Source organism: Marinobacter lacisalsi (genome assembly GCF_042651045.1).
Lineage (GTDB): Bacteria > Pseudomonadota > Gammaproteobacteria > Pseudomonadales > Oleiphilaceae > Marinobacter > Marinobacter lacisalsi.
The window spans coordinates 198,462-214,117 of record NZ_JBHSDI010000010.1; the positions used below are offsets into that span (position 1 = coordinate 198,462).

Below are 15,656 nucleotides of genomic sequence, written 5' to 3' on the forward strand. Positions count from 1 at the left end.
CCGACAATACGCAGGGATCTTTATCAGGGGCGTGGCCATGGGCGCCGCGGACGTGGTGCCAGGTGTTTCCGGTGGCACCATTGCTTTTATTACCGGCATCTATTTCCGGCTGCTGGGGGCCATTGGTGCGGTCCCTTCGGCATTCTACCATTCCTTTCTCAGGGGGCGCTGGCGCCGTTTCTGGAATGAGGTCGACGGTTCCTTTCTGGTTGCGCTGCTTGCCGGGATCCTGGTCAGTATAGCGACCCTGGCCAACCTGATTACCTGGGCCCTTGAGACCTATCCGATTGCTCTGTGGAGCTTCTTTTTCGGCCTTATCGTGGCGTCTGTCTGGCACGTGTCGGGTCAGATGAACGAGCGACGCTGGTGGCTGATGATTCCCGTCACTCTGGGGGCCGCCATTGCCTGGTGGGTTACGACTCTTTCTGCCGGTCAGGTCAACCCGGGGGCAATGGTGTTCTTCCTGTCCGGTGCTCTGGCCATCTGTGCCATGATCCTGCCTGGGTTGTCCGGCAGTTTCATTCTTCTGATTCTGGGCATGTATGGGCCGGTGCTCAATGCAGTGCGTGAGCTGGACCTGGCCTTGATCGGGCTGTTTCTGGGTGGTTGTCTGGTGGGGCTGCTCAGCTTCGCCCGTTTGTTGGGGCTGGCCCTTCGCAAGGCCCATGATCTGGTGCTGGCAGTACTGACCGGATTCATGGTGGGGGCCTTGAACCGTGTCTGGCCCTGGCAGGAGGTGATTGCCTGGCGAACTGACAGTAGTGGAAATCAGGTACCCCTGGAGCAGGTGAGTGTCTCGCCAATGCGTTATGCTGAACTGACAGGAGAGCCTGCACAGGTTACCGTCGCCATTGTGGCGGTGCTGGCCGGGCTGGCGATCGTGCTGGTTGGTGAATGGGTGGCGGGACGCAGAGCGACATCGTCGTAAGCCGCAACTGATATGTGATTTAGTGCAGTAATTTGCGACATTTACCTGGCTCTGTTGTGCGATTGCTCACGCAATATTTGAGATGGGTGTTACCTTTCTGACGCTCCGCTTGTTTCTTCAGGTAACACTTACCGATTTTCGGTAACCTGGACATGTTCACAAAAGATGCAATAAATTAAAGGTTTACGGGACCTTCAGGAAGGCTGGTCCAATCTGAAAGATAATTTCGAGATAAAAACGATATCAATATATCCGTGAATTATAGCCGTAGTCAGCGTCAAAGGGGGTCAGCCACCTGCCTGCGCTCCCGCTCCCGGTGGAGGCAACCCCTCCTTCTGCTGGTTATTACGGCCTTTGCACTGACCATCCTGACCGGGTGTAACACGTCCGCCATCTACGGTGACCGTGCCTACAATCCTCCCGTTTACTGGGGGCGGCATGTGGTAGAACGGGGAGATACCCTGTATAGCATCGCCTGGCGCTATGGCCGTGATTACCGGGAACTGGGTAATGCCAACGGCATCGCCCCGCCGTACACCATTCATCCCGGTCAGGTCATCCGGCTTGATCGCAAGGGACGGGTTCCGGCCAACGCCCCACGAGTTGCGTCACGCCCCCCTGCCAATAACCCATCGCGCTCCAGCACCACTCCCCGGCCGCAGCCGGAGCCTGCACCAAAGGTTACCCGCCAGCCGAATCGTAACGTAGACCTGTCGAAGCAAAGCCAGACCGTGTCAGACATCAACTGGCGCTGGCCCCACGTTGGCACCGTAATTGCAAAATATTCGACATCCGGGAAAGTCAACAAAGGCATTGATATTGCCGGCAATTCCGGGGATCCGGTTAAGGCTGCCGCCGACGGAAATGTGGTTTACGCCGGCAATGGCCTGCTTGGTTACGGTAATCTGATTATCATCAACCACAATGAGCACTACCTGAGTGCGTATGCCCATAACCGGCGTATATTGGTGCAGGAAGGGGAAAACGTGAAGCAGGGGCAGACCATCGCCGAATTGGGAAGTACGGGCACCGATGGCAACAAGCTCCACTTCGAGATCCGTAAAAGCGGTAATCCCGTGGATCCGTTGCCCTACCTTCCTCCGCGATAGGGGAATCTGTCTGTTGGTGACGGCGGATCGACAACACTTAACCTGTGATAATGCAAGGAGGCAGCAGAACGTGAAAACGTGAGCAGGTGCTTTCTGACAGAACGAATGAAAGCCAGGAGCAAGATAAGAACATTGATGAATCGTCAGTCGTTAGCCGGCTGATCCAGAACGAAATGTCCTGAATCTGGAACAATGGATCAATAACAAACGGGGCCCGCAACAAAAAAAATGAGCGGGCGTAAATCCGGCAGGACCTGGGGATGTGCAATTCCGGTGTCAGGCGCTTGTCGACAGGATCATTTGAAAGGCGGGGCCAGAGTTATGTCTGCAGAACATGAAGAGATGATCATCGATCGTGTTGCTGATGTAGAAGAGACCGACGACGAAGCGGAAACCACGGAGGTTGCCGCGGAAGACACCCCCACAACGGCCGATGCTGCTGCCGCACCCGCGGATGAGCAGGGTTTTACACCCCATAACCGATATTTCGGCACCCAGAAGCAGCTGGATGCAACCCAGCTGTACCTCAATGAAATCGGTTTCTCACCACTGTTGACTCCGGAAGAGGAAGTCTACTTCGCGCGCCTGGCCCGAAAGGGCGAAGAGTCGGGCCGCAAGCGAATGATAGAGAGCAACCTGCGTCTTGTTGTCAAGATCGCCCGGCGTTATGTGAACCGGGGCCTGACCCTGCTGGACCTGATCGAGGAAGGTAACCTGGGTCTGATCCGGGCCGTCGAAAAGTTTGATCCGGAGCGTGGTTTCCGGTTTTCCACCTATGCTACCTGGTGGATACGCCAGACCATTGAACGGGCCATCATGAACCAGACCCGCACCATTCGTCTGCCGATCCATGTGGTCAAGGAGTTGAACCTGTACCTGCGGGCGGCCAGGGAGCTGACCCAGAAGCTGGATCATGAGCCGTCGGCGGAAGAAATCGCCAACATGGTCGACAAGCCGGTCAGCGATGTTGAGCGGATGCTTGGTCTCAATGAGCGTGTGGCCTCCATGGATACGCCCATTGGCGCCGGCGGTGAAAAATCCCTGCTCGACACGGTGGCTGATGAAGGTGCCCATGACCCGGCGGACATGCTGCAGGACAACAATCTTTGCAGCTGTCTGGAGAACTGGATCGACCAGCTCAGCGACAAGCAGCAGGAAGTGCTCTCCCGCCGTTTCGGTCTGCGGGGTTATCCCACCAGCACGCTGGAAGAAGTCGGCCGGGAAATCGGCCTGACCCGGGAGCGTGTGCGTCAGATCCAGGTAGAGGCCCTGCGCCGGCTCCGGGAGATCCTCGAGAAGGAAGGTCTGTCGAGTAATCTGCTGTTCAAGTAATACCTGTCTCCGTACTGCAGAGCCGGCCACGGTCACGCCCATGGCCGGCTTTTTTGTGATGGAAAATTTGTGATGCGGGTTGCTTTGGGTAGTCTCCGAACGGTTTGGATCTCGGTTACCATATCAGCGCTATCCCGATAGATAGGTACCCCCAGGTCTGCGGTTGCTGCCGACCTCTCAATAATCAAGAACAGGAGTTAACCATGGTTTCACGTTTGATGGCCGTGCTGTGTGGGCTTTGCCTGAGTGTTCTGGTCGCGGCCAACGCCGCCGCCGTGGAAGTCGAAGGCGTCAATGTCAGCGAATCAAAAACAGTGGATGGCACCAGCCTGGTACTGAATGGCGCTGGTGTCCGGTCCAAGTTCTTTATTGACCTGTATGTAGCTGCGTTGTATTTGCCGTCAAAGTCATCTGACGAAACGGCCATTCTGCCAGCCGACGAGACCCAGGCCATTGTCCTCCACGTCATTTCCGGTCGCATCAATAGCGATAACATGACAGAAGCCACCATGGAGGGCTTCGAGAACTCCACCGACGGTAATGTTGCGCCGATCCAGAAGGAAGTGGATGAACTGCTGACCGTATTCGCTGACGAGATCAATGAGGGGGATACTTTTGAACTGGTCTACGTACCCAATGACGGCGTTCGTGTGATCAAGAACGGCCAGCTTGGCAAGACCATTGGCGACCGTGCCTTCAAGGAAGCCCTGTTCGGTATCTGGATGGGTGACGAGCCGGCCCAGGGCAGCCTTAAGGACGATATGCTGGACGATTGACACTCTTTGGGGCGGCTTTGGTCGCCCTTGATTAGTGCAGGTTCAAAGAGTTAAGCATGAAAGTTTGGGTGCCTGGCCAGGGGGCGGTATGGGTTTTCTCCTTGGAAAAAGAACTCGCTGCGCTCAGACACCTTTTTCTGGCGGATAAAACCCATACCGCCCCCTGGCCCAGGAATCTGAGAGTAGCCGCTTTTTTACTCCGCGAGGCTGGCTGGCTACCAGGCCCGTGGGGTGAGGTAGTGGGGGAAGCTTTTCTGCAGGAAAAAGGTGTCTGAGCGCAGCGAGTTCTTTTTCCGAAAGAAAAGCTTCCCCCACTGCATCGCCCCGTCACCAGGGCCAGAAGGCAATGAACGATACCCGCTAGTCCATATAATCCCGCTTGTCCTTGAACTCACAAAGATCCTCGATAATGCAGGCCCCGCATCTGGGCTTGCGGGCGGTGCAGGTGTAACGGCCGTGAAGTATCAGCCAGTGGTGGGCGTCCAGCAGGAACTCTTTCGGCACCAGGCGCATCAGGCGCTTTTCCACTTCCAGCACGTTCTTGCCCGGGGCGATGCCGGTACGGTTGGATACCCGGAAGATGTGAGTATCCACCGCCATGGCAGGCTCGCCGAAGGCGGTGTTGAGTACCACGTTGGCGGTCTTGCGGCCGACGCCCGGCAATGCTTCCAGCTGTTCACGGGTATTGGGCACTTCGCTGTTGTGCCGGTCAATCAACGCGCGGCAGGTCTTGATGACGTTCTCTGCCTTGCTGTTGAACAATCCGATGGTCTTGATGTACTCCTTCAGGCCGTCCACTCCCAGGGCCAGGATGGCTTCGGGCGTGTTGGCCACCGGATAGAGCTTCGCCGTGGCCTTGTTAACCCCTACATCAGTGGCCTGGGCTGACAGGATAACCGCAATCAACAGCTCGAAGGGTGTGCTGTAGTTCAGCTCCGTGGTGGGGCTGGGATTTGCCTCACGCAGGCGAGTGAAGATTTCAATACGCTTCTGTTTGTTCATGAATGCCGGTGGTCGTTGTTGGTCAGGAAATGTTACCGGTTACGCGCACCCGCTTGCTGCCGGCGGTTACGACATCGGTATTACGGGCCTTGCGTCGTTCTTCAAGCTTGTTGTCGATGCCGTTTTTCAGCGCAATCAACAGTCCCAGACCCACGAAGGCCCCGGGCGGCAGCACCATGAACAGCATGTCCGGATAGTCCCGGAAAATGTTGAGGGTCCAGTCGGCGGCCATTGGCCCGAGCAGCAGGTCCATGTCGACGAACAGGGTGCCCTGGCCGATCAGCTCTCGCATGCCGCCCAGGACAATCAGCACGGCCAGGAACCCCAGGCCCATCATGGCGCCGTCCAGCAGCGCGGGTAACGGCGTTGTCTTGGAGGCAAAGGCATCGGCGCGACCGAGGATGGCGCAGTTGGTGACGATCAGTGGAATGAAAATGCCCAGGATCTGGTACAGCTCGTAGGTGAAGGCCTGCATCAGCAACTCAGCGCAGGTCACGAACGAGGCGATGATCATCACGAAGGCGGGCAGGCGTACCGAGTCACTGACAAAGTTGCGGATCAGCGACACCGCCAGGTTGGAACCCATCAACACCAGCAGCGTGGCAATGCCCAGCCCGAGCGCGTTCACCACAGTGCTGGTCACTGCCAGCAGCGGGCACAGGCCGAGCACCTGCACCAGGGCAGGGTTGTTGGTCCAAAGGCCATCACGGACGATTTCGGCGCTGGTCTTGGTACTCATGTCAGCGTTGCTCCCTGATCTGTTGTTGCTTGCCCCGGCCCCGGCCTTGCGGCCCGGAAGCCGGGTCCGCACCGGCCCTGGAGAGGATTTCCCGGCGGTTCTTGCGGAAGTAGATCAGCGTATGCTGGACTGCCTTGACCACTGCCCGGGGAGTGATGGTCGCGCCGGTGAACTGATCGAAGACACCGCCGTTCTTTTTGACATTCCAGTTGCGGGGTTCCGGGTTGCCCAGGGAACGCCCTTCAAAGGACAGCACCCAGTTGGATTTTTTCAGCTCCACGCGGTCGCCGAGGCCGGGGGTTTCCCGGTGGCTGGTCACCCGAACACCAAGGACTTCACCCTTGAGGTTAACACCAACCAGCATCTTGATGTTGCCGGAGTAGCCATCCGGGGCCACAGCGGGGAAAATCAGGCCGATCGGCTGTCCGTCCCGACGGGCGACCCAGGCCGTTATGGGGCCGTCGATAGCCAGTCGCTCTCCAGGGGGCAGAGTAACGGTGTCCTGCAGCAAGTCGTTGTCATGTTCCGATTCCGGAATAATCTCGTAAAGTGCCGCGGCTTCTGCCCGGGCCACCTGTTCCTGAATGCGGTCTTCCGTCAGCTGTTGGGTCAGGGCGATGGTGCCGCCGGTAATGATGGCGAACAGGCCCAGGCCAATGGCGCTCCTGCGGATGGATTGTGCCAGTGCTGCCATGGTGTTTCCTTTATCCTTAACCCGTCTTGCCCGGAATGCCGCGCCGGGGCTTGTGATGGCCGTAGGTGCGCGGTGGCGTGTAGTGATCGATGAAGGGCACCGCGAAGTTCATCAGCAGGACGCTGAACGCCACTGCGTCCGGGTAATTGCCCCAGCTGCGGATGATGTAGATCAGCACACCGATACAGGCGCCGTAGATCAGCTTGCCCTGATGGCTGGTGGCAGCGGAAACCGGATCGGTGGCGATAAAGAAGGCGCCCAACATGGTGCCCCCGGCCAGAAGGTGCAGTGACAGGGGGGCGTAAAGATCCTCATTGGCCCCGAAAGCAAGGCTCATCAGGGCCAGCGCGGCGAGCAGGCTGACGGGAATGTGCCAGGTAATGATGCGCAGGGCCACCAGCGCCAGCCCGCCCAGCAGGAAGGCTCCGTTCACCCACTCCCAGCCCCTGGCCACGCCCGACCCGAAGGTGGGATGTTGCAGTACCTCCACGGCGGTGTGAGTGGCGATCTTGTGCTTGTACTCATCCAGCGGTGTGGCCATGGTGTAAGCGTCCACCGTGGTCTGCTGGCCGGTAAAGATAATGTTCAGGGTTTCGCCAAATCCCGGCGCATCAGCCAGCATGGAAGCCTCGGCCCAGTTGGTGGTCATGGCCACCGGAAACGCCACCAGTACCAGGGCATAGCCCACCATGGCGGGGTTGAAGGGGTTGGCGCCAAGCCCGCCGTAGAGCTGTTTGGCCAGCACGATGGCAGAGATCACGGCCACCGCTGACACCCACCAGGGCGCGAACTGTGGCAGCGAAAGGCCCAGTAGCAGCCCGGTGACGGCGGCGGTGTTGTCTTTCAGGAAAAAGCTCACCGGCTTGCCACGCAGCATCAGCATCGCGGCTTCCGCGCCGAGGGCGAGCAGCACGCACCAGACCACATTGATCAGGTTACCCCAGCCGAAGAACAGGGTCTGTGCCAGCAGACCGGGCAGGGTCGCCAGGATGACGATCAGCATTACCCGGGAGGTGGGGCGAGCCCCGCGGGCATGGGGTGACGACTGCTGCACCAGACTCATTCGCCGGTCTCCGTTGCAAGCTGTTTGCGGGCTTCCGCCAGGGCCTCTTCGGCACGCTGTACACGGACTTCATTCTTGGCTACCGCCCGTTCGAATTTTTCCACATTGTCGCCGTCGGCTTCCCGTTCGTCCGCGAGCATGCCGGTCATTTTGTCCAGCTTGTCACGGGCCTGATCGAGTTGTTTCTGCAGGGCGTCAAGATCCGGTACCTCTGCTGGCGCAGTGGTCGGGGCTTCTGGTGCCCGAGGCTGCTGCCCGTCAGTGGGCGATTCCCCTTCTGCAGCGCCTGCGGTGGAGTTGCGGGCCTCGGCCAGGGCCTGTTCGGCGCGCTTGACCCGGTCCACGTTCTTGGCGACAGCCCGCTCCAGCTTTTCTACATTGTCGGCCTCGGCGGCTCTGGCTTCTTCGAGCATGCCTTCCATGGTTTCCAGTTTGCTGCGGGCCTGGTCCAGCTGCTTTTCAAGATCGCCTGTGTCCGGTTTTTCCGGGGCGGGGGTGGCGGTACTGGCTTTCTTGCGCTCCAGTGCCTGCTGGACCATGGCGGCTTTGGCGGAACGTTCGTCTTTGGCGTCGCCGTCGGCCACAGCCTGCTCCGCCTCGGCCTTTTTCTTCTGCTGGGCTTCGGCAGCGGCACGGGCGCGTTCCTTTCGGCGGAGTTCCTTTTCTTCCTGCTCCCGTTCCAGCCGGGCCTGGCGTGCCTCGAAACGCTCCCGCGCCCGGTCTGCCTTGAGTTGTTCCGCCCGCTGGGTGCGAATTTCGCCCTTGGCGTAGCGGTAATACTGCACCAGGGGAATGGAACTGGGGCACACATATGAGCAGGCGCCGCATTCAATGCAGTCGAACAGGTTCAGGTGTTCCGCGCGATCGAAGTCCTGGGCCTTGGCGTGCCAGAAAAGCTGCTGTGGTAGCAGCTCCATGGGGCAGACCTCGGCGCACATGCCGCAGCGTATACAGGGCTGTTCCGGCGGCGGCGTGGGCAATTCCGATTCGGTGGCGGCAATCACGCAGTTGGTGGTCTTGACCACCGGAACAGCGGTGTCCTCCAGAGTGTACCCCATCATCGGGCCGCCCAGGATCAGCCGGTTGATACGGGACTTGTCAAAGCCCGCCAGGGTCAGCAGGTGACGGATGGGGGTGCCGATCAGGGCGTCGAAATTGCCTGGTTCAGACACGCCAGCACCGGTGACGGTGGTTACCCGTGAAATCAGCGGTTCGCCACGGTATATGGCCCGGGACACGGCAATGGCGGTGCCCACGTTCTGGCACATCACACCAATGTCTGCCGGGATGCCGCCACTGGGCACTTCCATGCCGGTAAGAATCTGGATCAGCTGTTTTTCGCCACCGGACGGGTATTGGGTGGGTATCACCACCACTTCCGTCTGGGTGCCTTCGGTGGCCTTGCGCATGGCCTCGATGGCTTCCGGCTTGTTGTCCTCGATGGCGACCACGCAGCGTTCCGGGCGCAGGATCCAGGCCATGATCTTCAGGCCCTTCTGGACCTCGTTGGCCCGTTCCCTCATGGCCATATCGTCGGCGGTAATATAGGGCTCGCATTCCGCGCCGTTCAGGATCAGCGTGCTGACGTTGCGGTCCCGGGGTGGTCTCAGCTTGATGTTGGTGGGGAAGCCGGCACCACCCATGCCGCTGATACCGGCATCGCGAATCCGGTCCAGCACCGCTTCCCGGTCCAGTGAGTGATAATCGGCGATGGGCCTGAGCTCACACCAGGCATCGTCGCCGTCCGGTTCCAGCACGATACACCAGTCAGCCATGCCTGATGGGTGGGGGACGGGCAGCCGTTCGATGCTGACAATGGTGCCGGAGGTGGGGGCATGAACGGGAACCCCCATGCCTGCCGTTACATCGGCAATTTTCTGGCCCTTGAGCACCTGATCTCCGGGCTGCACGACCGGTTCAGCCGGTTCGCCGATGTGTTGCTGCAGCGGAAGAACCAGACGTTCTGGCAGACCGGCGGAGCGGATGGGGCCGTTTGTGGACTGATGTTTGTTCTCGGCCGGGTGAATCCCCCCGGGAAAGCTCCACAACTGCGTCATCAGGCGCTGGCTCCCTGGCGGTCGGTGGCGATGATGGCCGGTTTTGGCGGCTGCCAGGTCCAGCTGCGAATGTCTTCGTCCAGGGTCACCATGTCAATGCAGTCTACCGGGCACGGCTCCACACACAGGTCGCAGCCGGTGCATTCGCTTTCGATGACGGTGTGCATGTGTTTGGCAGCGCCCAGGATCGCATCCACCGGGCAGGCCTGTATGCACTTGGTACAACCGATGCATTCGTCCTCACGGATGACCGCCACCCGCTTGGCCTGCTCGACGCCGTGTTCGGCGTCCAGTGGCTGGGGCTCTATATCCAGCAGATCGGCCAGGGCCTTGATGGTACTCTCCCCCCCCCGGTGGGCACTTGTTGATGGCATCGCCATTGGCGATGGATTCGGCATAGGGCCGGCAGCCGGGAAAGCCACACTGGCCGCACTGGGTCTGGGGCAGCAGGGCATCGATCTGTTCCACGATGGGGTTGCCCTCCACCCGGAAGCGTTCGGCGGCGTAGCCCAGCAGGGCGCCGAACACCACGGCAAGGGCAAGCAATACCGCAACGGCTATGAGAATACCGGTCCACATGACATAAACTCCGTCAGACGCTTACCAGGCCGGTAAAACCCAGGAAGGCCAGCGACATCAGGCCGGCGGTGACCATGCCGATGGCAGCGCCCCGGAAGGCGACAGGCACATCGGCAACGGCAATACGCTCGCGCATGGCGGCAAACAGCACCAGCACCAGGGAGAAACCGGCGGCGGCACCAAAACCGTAGAGCACGGATTCCACAAAATCGTTCTGCCGGTTGATGTTCAGCAGGGCCACCCCCAGCACCGCGCAGTTAGTGGTGATCAGCGGCAGGAAGATACCCAGGACCCGGTACAACAGCGGGCTGGTCTTACGCACCACCATCTCCGTGAACTGAACCACCACGGCGATCACCAGGATGAAGGTGATGGTACGGAGGAACATCAGGTCCAGCGGCTCAAGCAACCAGGTATACGCCAGGTAACTGCACACTGAGGCCAGGGTCAGCACGAACGTGGTGGCCAGTGACATGCCCATGGCGGTCTCCAGCTTCCCGGATACCCCCATGAAGGGGCACAGTCCAAGAAACTGTACCAGCACGAAGTTGTTCACCAGTATGGTGCTGACCAGGATCAGCAGGTATTCGCTCATCCGCCCTGTGCTCCGAAGATTACATGACCCGCATGCCGGGCGTGGCGCCGGAATCCGGTGAAAGAATGAAGATGTCCTTGCCCCCTGGGCCGGCGGCCAGAACCATGCCTTCCGACAGCCCGAACTTCATCTTGCGGGGCTTTAGGTTGGCAACCATGACCGTCATTCGGCCTTCCAGTTCCTCAGGTTTGTAGGCAGACTTTATACCCGCAAACACGTTGCGCTCGCCATGCCCTACATCAAGGGTCAGGCGAAGTAGCTTGTCGGCACCCTCCACGTGTTCCGCCTTGACGATTTTCGCGACCCGCAGGTCCACTTTGGCAAAGTCCGGAAACTCGATCTCGTCCGCCACCGGTTCCAGGTCGGAGGCTGATTCGGCCGGCTGACCGGTGGCGGTGGACATTTCCTCCTTTGAGGCGTCGATCATTTTCTCGATTTGGGCCATCTCCACCCGATTCATCAGGGGCTTGAACTTGTCGATCGGGTGGTCTTCCAGAAGCCCGTCGCGGTTGTTCCAGTCCAGTCGGGCATTGAGGAAGCTCTCAGCGCCTTCGGCGGTTTTCGGAAGAACCGGCGCCAGGTAGGTCATCAGCAGACGGAACATGTTGATGGCGTTGGTGCAGATGGCCTGGAGGTTTGCTTCCTGGCCCTCCTGCTTGGCAATGACCCAGGGCTGCTCGTCGTTGACGTACTGGTTGGCGATATCTGCCAGCTCCATGATCCGGCGCATGGCACGGCCGAATTCACGGGCTTCATAGAAATCGGCAATGTCCTCGCCGGCGGCGATGAATTCGTTGAGTTTATCGGTTTCCGTGATCTTGCCCAGGCGACCGTCAAAGCGTTTGGTGATGAAACCGGCACTGCGACTGGCGATATTGACCACCTTGCCTACGAGATCGGAGTTCACCCGTGCCGCGAAATCTTCCAGGTTCAGGTCCATGTCATCAACGCCGGCAGTGAGTTTGGCGGCGAAGTAGTAGCGCAGGTATTCCGGGTTCAGGTGGTCCAGGTAGGTGCGGGCCATGATAAAAGTGCCCCGGGACTTGGACATCTTCTTGCCGTTGACGGTGACAAAGCCATGGGCCCATACCGCTGTCGGCGTGCGCAGGCCGGCGTCGTGCAGCATGGCGGGCCAGAACAGGGCGTGGAAGTTGATGATGTCCTTGCCGATGAAGTGGTACACCTCGGCCTCGGAGTCCGACTTCCAGAAATGCTCGAAGTCGATGCCTTCCCGGTTGCACAGGTTCTTGAAGCTGGCCAGGTACCCGATGGGGGCATCCAGCCAGACATAGAAGTACTTGCCCGGGGCATCCGGAATCTCGAACCCGAAGTAGGGCTTGTCGCGGCTGATGTCCCACTCCTGCAGGCCGGCGTCCAGCCATTCGGCCAGCTTGTTGGCCACCTGCTCCTGCAGGGTGCCGCTGCGGGTCCACTTGCGCAGGAAGTCTTCGAAGTCCGGCAATTTGAAAAAGTAGTGTTCAGACTCTTTCTGCACGGGTGTTGCGCCTGACACGGCCGAGCGCGGGTTAATCAGCTCCGCTGGCGTATAGGTGGCGCCGCAGGCCTCGCAGTTGTCGCCATACTGGTCTTCCGCCTTGCACTTGGGGCAGGTGCCCTTGATGAAGCGGTCCGCCAGGAACATCTCTTTTTCAGGGTCGAAGAACTGGGTGATCTGGCGAGTGGCGATGTGACCGTTTTCCTGCAGTTTCCGGTAGATAAACTCGGAAAACTGCTGGTTTTCATCGGAATGAGTGGTGTAATAGTTGTCAAAGCGGATATTGAAGCCCGCGAAGTCTTCCTGGTGCTCATCCCGGATACGGTCGATCAGTTGTTCGGGCGTAATGCCTTCGCGCTCGGCCCGCAGCATGATGGCAGTGCCGTGGGCGTCGTCGGCGCAAACGTAGTAGCAGTTGTGGCCACGCATCTTCTGGTAGCGCACCCAGATGTCCGTCTGAATGTATTCCAGCAGATGGCCCAGGTGGATCGGCCCGTTGGCATAGGGCAGGGCGCTGGTAACCAGGATATCGCGCTGTTTGGCACTCGCTTGCGTCATGGTGATGTCCGAACCTCGGTGATCTTTGTGAGAAAGCTTGCGGGATTCTGTCAATGAGCTCCCGGTAAGCTCCGTATGGTCAGAAACGGGCACAAATGATACCTTCCATGCCGTTACTTTTCATCTTCCCGGGCGGTGTTTTCCCCATTGAGCCCGGAACTCTGATCCACGGAGCAGACCATGGCCGAGATTTCCCGTACAGCCCTTGAAGCGGCGGTTCGCGAATACCGCGATCCCTATCTGGAAAAGGACCTTTATGAGCTGGGTGCCGTCAAGGCTCTGGAGGTGGACGAATCGGGCCAGGTATCGGTCACGGTACAGCTGCCTTATGCCAGCGAGGGTATTGCCGGCGGCCTGAAACAGATTGTCGCCACCAGCCTGGAAAACGTGGACGGTGTCACCGGCGCCGACGTGCAGGTCAGTCAACACATCCATGCCCACAAGGCCCAGCGCGACCTGGAGTCTATCGGGGGGGTGAAGAACATCATTGCCGTGGCCTCCGGCAAGGGTGGGGTCGGCAAATCAACCACCGCCGTCAACCTGGCGCTGGCCCTGGCGGCTGAAGGTGCCCGGGTGGGAATTCTCGATGCCGACATCTACGGCCCCAGCGTGGGCATGATGCTGGGCATTCCCGAGGGGCAGCGCCCGAAAACCGAAGGCAACAAGTACTTCCTGCCGGTGGAGGCCCATGGCATCCAGGCCATGTCCATGGCGTTCCTGGTGACCGACAAGACCCCCATGGTCTGGCGCGGGCCCATGGTCAGTGGGGCGGTTCAGCAATTGCTGACCCAGACCTTATGGAAGGAACTGGACTACCTGGTGGTCGACATGCCGCCGGGTACCGGCGATATTCAGCTCACCCTGGCCCAGAAAGTGCCGGTGACCGGCGCCGTGGTGGTAACAACGCCCCAGGATATAGCCCTGCTGGACTGCAAGAAGGGCATCGAGATGTTCCGCAAGGTGGATATCCCGGTTTTGGGCATCGTGGAGAATATGAGTGTTCACATCTGCAGCAACTGTGGCCACGAGGAAGCCCTGTTCGGTCACGGTGGCGGTGAGCGCGTTGCCGACGATTATCAGACCGAGCTCCTCGGCCAGCTGCCTTTGCACCTGACCATTCGCGAACAGACCGATGGTGGCAATCCGACGGTGGTGGCTGAGCCGGATTCGGAAGTGTCCCGTCGCTACCGGGATATCGCCCGCCGGCTGTCGGCGGGCCTGTCGACCCGGGCCAGGAACGAGACTGGCCCGATCCCCAGCATCTCCATCAGTGACGACTGAGGTCATAGTGGCGATAGCGCCGGCGTTCTTTGCCGCCGGCGCAACAGACAGGTAAACTATCGCGCCCGGGTTTTCATCGCATCAGCGCACCGACAGGAAAGAGACGGCATCAATGAGTATCAAATCCGACAAGTGGATTCGCCGTATGGCGGAAGAAAAGGGCATGATCGAGCCCTTCGAGCCAGGCCAGGTGCGGGAAACATCCCGCGGGCGGGTGATCTCCTACGGTACCTCCAGCTATGGCTACGACGTGCGCTGCAGCAATGAGTTCAAGATCTTTACCAATGTGCATTCCGCCACAGTGGATCCGAAGAACTTTGACGATAACAGCTTCGTCAATTACACCGGCGATGTGTGCGTGATTCCGCCCAACTCGTTTGCCCTGGCGCGCACCGTGGAGTACTTCCGTATCCCCCGCCAGGTACTCACCATCTGTCTGGGCAAGTCGACCTATGCCCGCTGCGGTATCATTGTGAATGTGACGCCGCTGGAGCCGGAGTGGGAAGGCCAGGTAACCCTGGAGTTTTCCAACACCACCAATCTGCCTGCCAAGATCTATGCCAATGAGGGCGTGGCGCAGATGCTGTTCTTTGAATCCGATGAGGAATGTGAGACCAGTTACAAGGACCGAGGCGGCAAGTACCTGGGTCAGACCGGAGTAACCCTGCCCAAGACCTGAATCATCGGTACTGGCAGTTCTGGCGGGCCCCGGTGGCCCGCTTTTTGGTTGTAGACCCTGTTTTTGGTGTTGCATGGTCTTTAATGAGAGTGATAACGGGAGCCGCATGTGAATGCAAACCAGTTTCTGAAAGCGGTTGAGCAGCTCCAGGGTTGGCGACAGACGGCCTTTCTGCTGGCACTGGCGGAACGGGCATTTCCCAACTATGCCTTGTTCAGCGAGGCGATTGGTACCAAGGCTGGTGGCAAGATGCGTCAGTTGCTGGACACGGGCTGGGGACTGTTCGAGCAGAAGTCCGCTGAAAACCAGATTCCGCAGCTGCTGGCCAAGCTGGAGAGCCTGAGCCCCGATGTGGAGGCCTACGATGCTTATGGGGTCTATCCAGCCTCTGAGTTCTGCCTGTTGCTGGAGGAGGCGCTGCTGAGTCGCCTGAACCCATCCAGGCATCGGGCCACCGAGGCCTCCCGGGTGGCAACCGGCACGGTGATGAACTTCATTGCCTTCTCGGAAGGGGAGGGCCTGGACGAGAGTGAACTGGTTCGCCTGCTGGACAGCCATCCGCTGATGAAGGAAGACAAGGTGTTCCAGCGCGACCTGATTCTGGGCCTGAAACGTCAGCGGGTACCCAAGGAGCACTATCTCCGGGAATTGCAGAATCTGGCCGCCAATGACGGTGTCAGCAATCTCGGGATCACCCTGTCGGACGATGAGCCGGGTCGTTCAGGGTAGTGGGCATCCAACAATTCATAGACAGAATCAAGTGAAGTGG

At 59.4% G+C, this 15,656-nt stretch carries 14 protein-coding genes and 1 pseudogene; 7 read left to right on the forward strand and 8 right to left on the reverse strand.

Features of this window, described 5'->3' with window-relative positions; translation table 11 throughout:
• Positions 1-37 precede the first annotated feature (37 nt).
• From ACFOZ5_RS06790 to ACFOZ5_RS06805, 4 genes are all read left to right on the forward strand, one after another.
• Positions 38-928 (forward strand): DUF368 domain-containing protein, encoded by an 891-nt coding sequence (locus ACFOZ5_RS06790; protein WP_379886403.1) that lies wholly within the window; start codon positions 38-40, stop codon positions 926-928.
• A gap of 335 nt (positions 929-1,263) precedes the next feature.
• The gene (locus ACFOZ5_RS06795; RefSeq protein ID WP_379886404.1) at positions 1,264-2,037 is read left to right on the forward strand and encodes a peptidoglycan DD-metalloendopeptidase family protein; all 774 of its coding nucleotides are present in this window, start codon (positions 1,264-1,266) and stop codon (positions 2,035-2,037) included.
• Positions 2,038-2,358: 321 nt separating this feature from the next.
• A complete protein-coding gene (gene rpoS, locus ACFOZ5_RS06800) occupies positions 2,359-3,369 on the forward strand; it encodes an RNA polymerase sigma factor RpoS (protein ID WP_379886262.1) in 1,011 nt (336 codons plus the stop codon).
• A gap of 203 nt (positions 3,370-3,572) precedes the next feature.
• Positions 3,573-4,145 carry a chalcone isomerase family protein gene (locus ACFOZ5_RS06805; RefSeq protein ID WP_379886263.1) on the forward strand — a complete coding sequence of 191 codons (573 nt, stop codon included), beginning with the start codon at positions 3,573-3,575 and terminating at the stop codon, positions 4,143-4,145.
• 360 nt (positions 4,146-4,505) lie between these two features.
• On the opposite strand, the gene nth is transcribed toward ACFOZ5_RS06805, so the two are convergent.
• From nth to metG, 8 genes and pseudogenes are all read right to left on the reverse strand, one after another.
• A complete protein-coding gene (gene nth, locus ACFOZ5_RS06810; protein ID WP_379886264.1) occupies positions 4,506-5,147 on the reverse strand; it encodes an endonuclease III in 642 nt (213 codons plus the stop codon).
• Positions 5,148-5,169: 22 nt separating this feature from the next.
• Positions 5,170-5,886 (reverse strand): electron transport complex subunit E, encoded by a 717-nt coding sequence (locus ACFOZ5_RS06815; protein ID WP_379886265.1) that lies wholly within the window; start codon positions 5,884-5,886, stop codon positions 5,170-5,172.
• A gap of 1 nt (position 5,887) precedes the next feature.
• Positions 5,888-6,580, reverse strand: a complete 693-nt coding sequence (rsxG, locus tag ACFOZ5_RS06820) for an electron transport complex subunit RsxG (RefSeq protein ID WP_379886266.1) — start codon at positions 6,578-6,580, stop codon at positions 5,888-5,890.
• Positions 6,581-6,596: 16 nt separating this feature from the next.
• Positions 6,597-7,643: an electron transport complex subunit RsxD gene (gene rsxD, locus ACFOZ5_RS06825; protein ID WP_379886267.1), complete on the reverse strand. Its 1,047-nt coding sequence runs from the start codon at positions 7,641-7,643 to the stop codon at positions 6,597-6,599.
• Positions 7,640-9,700 carry an electron transport complex subunit RsxC gene (gene rsxC / locus ACFOZ5_RS06830; protein WP_379886268.1) on the reverse strand — a complete coding sequence of 687 codons (2,061 nt, stop codon included), beginning with the start codon at positions 9,698-9,700 and terminating at the stop codon, positions 7,640-7,642. The genes rsxD and rsxC overlap by 4 nt, the downstream gene beginning before the upstream one ends.
• Positions 9,700-10,279, reverse strand: a pseudogene (rsxB, locus tag ACFOZ5_RS06835) (electron transport complex subunit RsxB). The gene rsxC and the pseudogene rsxB overlap by 1 nt, the downstream one beginning before the upstream one ends.
• A 13-nt stretch (positions 10,280-10,292) precedes the next feature.
• A complete protein-coding gene (gene rsxA / locus ACFOZ5_RS06840) occupies positions 10,293-10,874 on the reverse strand; it encodes an electron transport complex subunit RsxA (RefSeq protein WP_379886269.1) in 582 nt (193 codons plus the stop codon).
• Positions 10,875-10,893: 19 nt separating this feature from the next.
• Entirely contained in the window at positions 10,894-12,927 is a 2,034-nt protein-coding gene (metG, locus tag ACFOZ5_RS06845; protein ID WP_379886270.1) for a methionine--tRNA ligase, read from the reverse strand.
• A 180-nt stretch (positions 12,928-13,107) separates the two neighbouring features.
• Between metG and apbC the strand changes: the two genes are divergently transcribed.
• The 3 genes from apbC to ACFOZ5_RS06860 all read left to right on the forward strand — a co-directional run bounded on the left by apbC (position 13,108) and on the right by ACFOZ5_RS06860 (position 15,616).
• Positions 13,108-14,208, forward strand: a complete 1,101-nt coding sequence (apbC, locus tag ACFOZ5_RS06850) for an iron-sulfur cluster carrier protein ApbC (RefSeq protein ID WP_379886271.1) — start codon at positions 13,108-13,110, stop codon at positions 14,206-14,208.
• Positions 14,209-14,320: 112 nt separating this feature from the next.
• Positions 14,321-14,887 carry a dCTP deaminase gene (gene dcd, locus ACFOZ5_RS06855; protein ID WP_379886272.1) on the forward strand — a complete coding sequence of 189 codons (567 nt, stop codon included), beginning with the start codon at positions 14,321-14,323 and terminating at the stop codon, positions 14,885-14,887.
• Positions 14,888-14,995: 108 nt separating this feature from the next.
• Positions 14,996-15,616 carry a YjaG family protein gene (locus ACFOZ5_RS06860; RefSeq protein ID WP_379886273.1) on the forward strand — a complete coding sequence of 207 codons (621 nt, stop codon included), beginning with the start codon at positions 14,996-14,998 and terminating at the stop codon, positions 15,614-15,616.
• The last annotated feature ends 40 nt before the right edge of the window (positions 15,617-15,656 follow it).

Bases quoted from the DNA above. Each gene is read 5' to 3' on its own strand.
- nth (WP_379886264.1), bottom strand. From the start codon at position 5,147: ATGAACAAACAGAAGCGTATTGAAATCTTCACTCGCCTGCGTGAGGCA.
- rsxG (WP_379886266.1), bottom strand. From the start codon at position 6,580: ATGGCAGCACTGGCACAATCCATCCGCAGGAGCGCCATTGGCCTGGGC.
- apbC (WP_379886271.1), top strand. From the start codon at position 13,108: ATGGCCGAGATTTCCCGTACAGCCCTTGAAGCGGCGGTTCGCGAATAC.
- rsxC (WP_379886268.1), bottom strand. From the start codon at position 9,700: ATGACGCAGTTGTGGAGCTTTCCCGGGGGGATTCACCCGGCCGAGAAC.
- ACFOZ5_RS06790 (WP_379886403.1), top strand. From the start codon at position 38: ATGGGCGCCGCGGACGTGGTGCCAGGTGTTTCCGGTGGCACCATTGCT.
- dcd (WP_379886272.1), top strand. From the start codon at position 14,321: ATGAGTATCAAATCCGACAAGTGGATTCGCCGTATGGCGGAAGAAAAG.
- ACFOZ5_RS06805 (WP_379886263.1), top strand. From the start codon at position 3,573: ATGGTTTCACGTTTGATGGCCGTGCTGTGTGGGCTTTGCCTGAGTGTT.
- rsxA (WP_379886269.1), bottom strand. From the start codon at position 10,874: ATGAGCGAATACCTGCTGATCCTGGTCAGCACCATACTGGTGAACAAC.
- ACFOZ5_RS06815 (WP_379886265.1), bottom strand. From the start codon at position 5,886: ATGAGTACCAAGACCAGCGCCGAAATCGTCCGTGATGGCCTTTGGACC.
- rsxD (WP_379886267.1), bottom strand. From the start codon at position 7,643: ATGAGTCTGGTGCAGCAGTCGTCACCCCATGCCCGCGGGGCTCGCCCC.
- rpoS (WP_379886262.1), top strand. From the start codon at position 2,359: ATGTCTGCAGAACATGAAGAGATGATCATCGATCGTGTTGCTGATGTA.
- metG (WP_379886270.1), bottom strand. From the start codon at position 12,927: ATGACGCAAGCGAGTGCCAAACAGCGCGATATCCTGGTTACCAGCGCC.